At 54.2% G+C, this 2076-nt stretch carries 4 protein-coding genes; all 4 read left to right on the forward strand.

From position 1 onward, the window contains the following. On the forward strand, positions 1-503 hold a 503-nt coding region (locus tag ACTHUT_RS18825), incomplete at its 5' end, for a septal ring lytic transglycosylase RlpA family protein (RefSeq protein ID WP_440419389.1). A 98-nt stretch (positions 504-601) separates the two neighbouring features. Then, positions 602-1186, forward strand: coding sequence for a Holliday junction branch migration protein RuvA (gene ruvA, locus ACTHUT_RS18830; protein WP_154953772.1), 585 nt, complete (start codon positions 602-604; stop codon positions 1184-1186). 13 nt (positions 1187-1199) lie between these two features. Further along, positions 1200-1433 (forward strand): methionine-binding protein, encoded by a 234-nt coding sequence (locus ACTHUT_RS18835; protein WP_137041378.1) that lies wholly within the window; start codon positions 1200-1202, stop codon positions 1431-1433. A 54-nt stretch (positions 1434-1487) separates the two neighbouring features. Further along, positions 1488-2076: hypothetical protein (locus ACTHUT_RS18840; RefSeq protein WP_440419390.1), on the forward strand; the 589-nt coding region annotated here is incomplete at its 3' end.

Consider the following 2076-nt stretch of genomic DNA (forward strand, 5'->3'; position numbering starts at 1 on the left):
ACGGCCGTAAAACTTCCAGCGGCGAGCGTTACAATATGAACGCCCTCTCCGCCGCCCACAAAACCCTCCCTATTCCCAGCTACGCACGCGTGACCAATATGCAAAACGGCAAAAGCGTCATCGTCCGCGTCAACGACCGCGGCCCTTTCCACGGCAACCGCGTCATCGATGTTTCCAAAGCCGCCGCCCAACAATTAGGTTTCATCAACCAAGGCTCGGCCAACGTCAAAGTTGAACAAATCATCCCCGGCCAAACCGCCGCTCAAACCATTATTTCCCCAAACAACAAAGAATTTTTTGTTGATTTGAAATCCTTCGGTACCCAACGCGAAGCGCAGGCTTATTTGAACCAAACCGCACAAAACCTACCATCCGACAGCAAAATCATGCTTGAAAAACGCAACTACGAATACGTTGTCAAAATGGGTCCGTTCAGCAGCCAAGAACGTGCCGCCGAAGCAGGCGAACGCGCCCGTCATCTGAACCTGGCATCCGCCATCTGATTTCGTCCGCGTTACCGCTGAAGTTTGATACAATACAAGGCCGTCTGAAACCCGATTGCAAGGTTTCAGACGGCCTTTTTTAATCACAGGGGAACACCATGATCAGCAGGCTTACAGGCAAATTGATTGAGAAAAATCCGCCACAGGTCGTTATCGACGTCAACGGCGTCGGTTATGAAGCCGACGTTTCCATGCAGACTTTCTACAACCTGCCCTCCGTTGGCGAAACCGTCCATCTCTACACCCAGCTTGTCGTCCGCGAAGACGCGCATTTGCTGTTTGGTTTCGCCTCGGCCGAGGAACGCGCCACCTTCCGCCAACTGGTCAAAGTCAGCGGCATTGGTGCCAAAACCGCATTGGGCATTTTGTCGGCCATGAATGCCGACGAGCTGGCGCAAGCCATCGCCGAGGAAGATGTCAAACGCCTATCTTCCGCCCCCGGCATCGGCAAGAAAACCGCCGAACGCATGGTGTTAGAACTGCGCGGCAAACTCGTGTCCCATACCGTTTCAGACGGCCTGTTTGCCCCTGCTGCCGTTGCCGACGAAAGCCAAGACATCATCAACACCCTGCTTGCCCTCGGATACAACGAACGCGAAGCCAAAGCTGCTACCAAAGGCATTCCCAAAGGTACGGAAGTCGGCGAAGGCGTGCGCCTGGCCTTGAAAAACCTGCTCAAATAAGGCCGTCTGAAACATGAAGGCATTGGCACTGAGCGTCACCCTCTTGCTGAGCGCGTGCGTCTATACCGAGACTCCATATGGGCGCACCGCCGTCTTGGACCTGCCCGTCCACTCGCAAACCACCATCAACAAAACCGTAACCATCAACGCCCCGCCGGGAACGACCGTCATTTACCAAGACAGCCAGCCCGTTCACAACCATCCGGCTTATCCCGTCTATCCGCGCCGGGTTTATCATTATCGATAAACAACGCTGACCGTTTGAAACCATATGTTCAGACAGCCTGTTGAGAGACCAACCATGAAATACATCCTTCCCCTGCTTTTATTCCTAAGCGCCTGCACACCGGACACCAAGACCACAGATGCCGCATCCTCCCCAAAAACACACGGCTTCGCACACCGCCTGACCGAAGGCGAAAAACTGCTGACCCAAGCCCTCATCAAACAAGACCTCGCCGCCTACTTCAAACACGAAACCGGCGGCGCATTTGCCGAACAAGCCCCCTTATTCTCGGCCCAACAACTTGCCGAACAGAAAAACATCCCCAAAAACGATGCCATCGGCGTTTACGGCAAAATCATTAAGACCCAAGGCCGCACCGCCTGGCTGCAAACCAATAAGCAAACCCTCAAACTCGATTTGGCCGAACCGCTGCAAAAAGCGGAAGGCGAAGTTACCCTCGTCTGCCAACATGAAAACACTGCATTTCAAGACTGCCAAACAGAAGAAAACTTCGCCCGACGCTTTACAGAACAAATTTTCTCGGCGGTCGAGTCCGGACGCGTATCCGCCCAAACAGACGCACCGGCCGAAGAAATCATGGCCGGCCGCCTCATCCCGTTTTTGAGTGCCGCCAGCGACTTTACCGGCAACTTCAAAGCCTGCG

This window comes from Neisseria sp. P0022.S010, assembly GCF_051956635.1.

Coding starts and splice junctions, on each gene's coding strand:
- ruvA (WP_154953772.1), top strand. CDS start 602: ATGATCAGCAGGCTTACAGGCAAATTGATTGAGAAAAATCCGCCACAG.
- ACTHUT_RS18835 (WP_137041378.1), top strand. CDS start 1,200: ATGAAGGCATTGGCACTGAGCGTCACCCTCTTGCTGAGCGCGTGCGTC.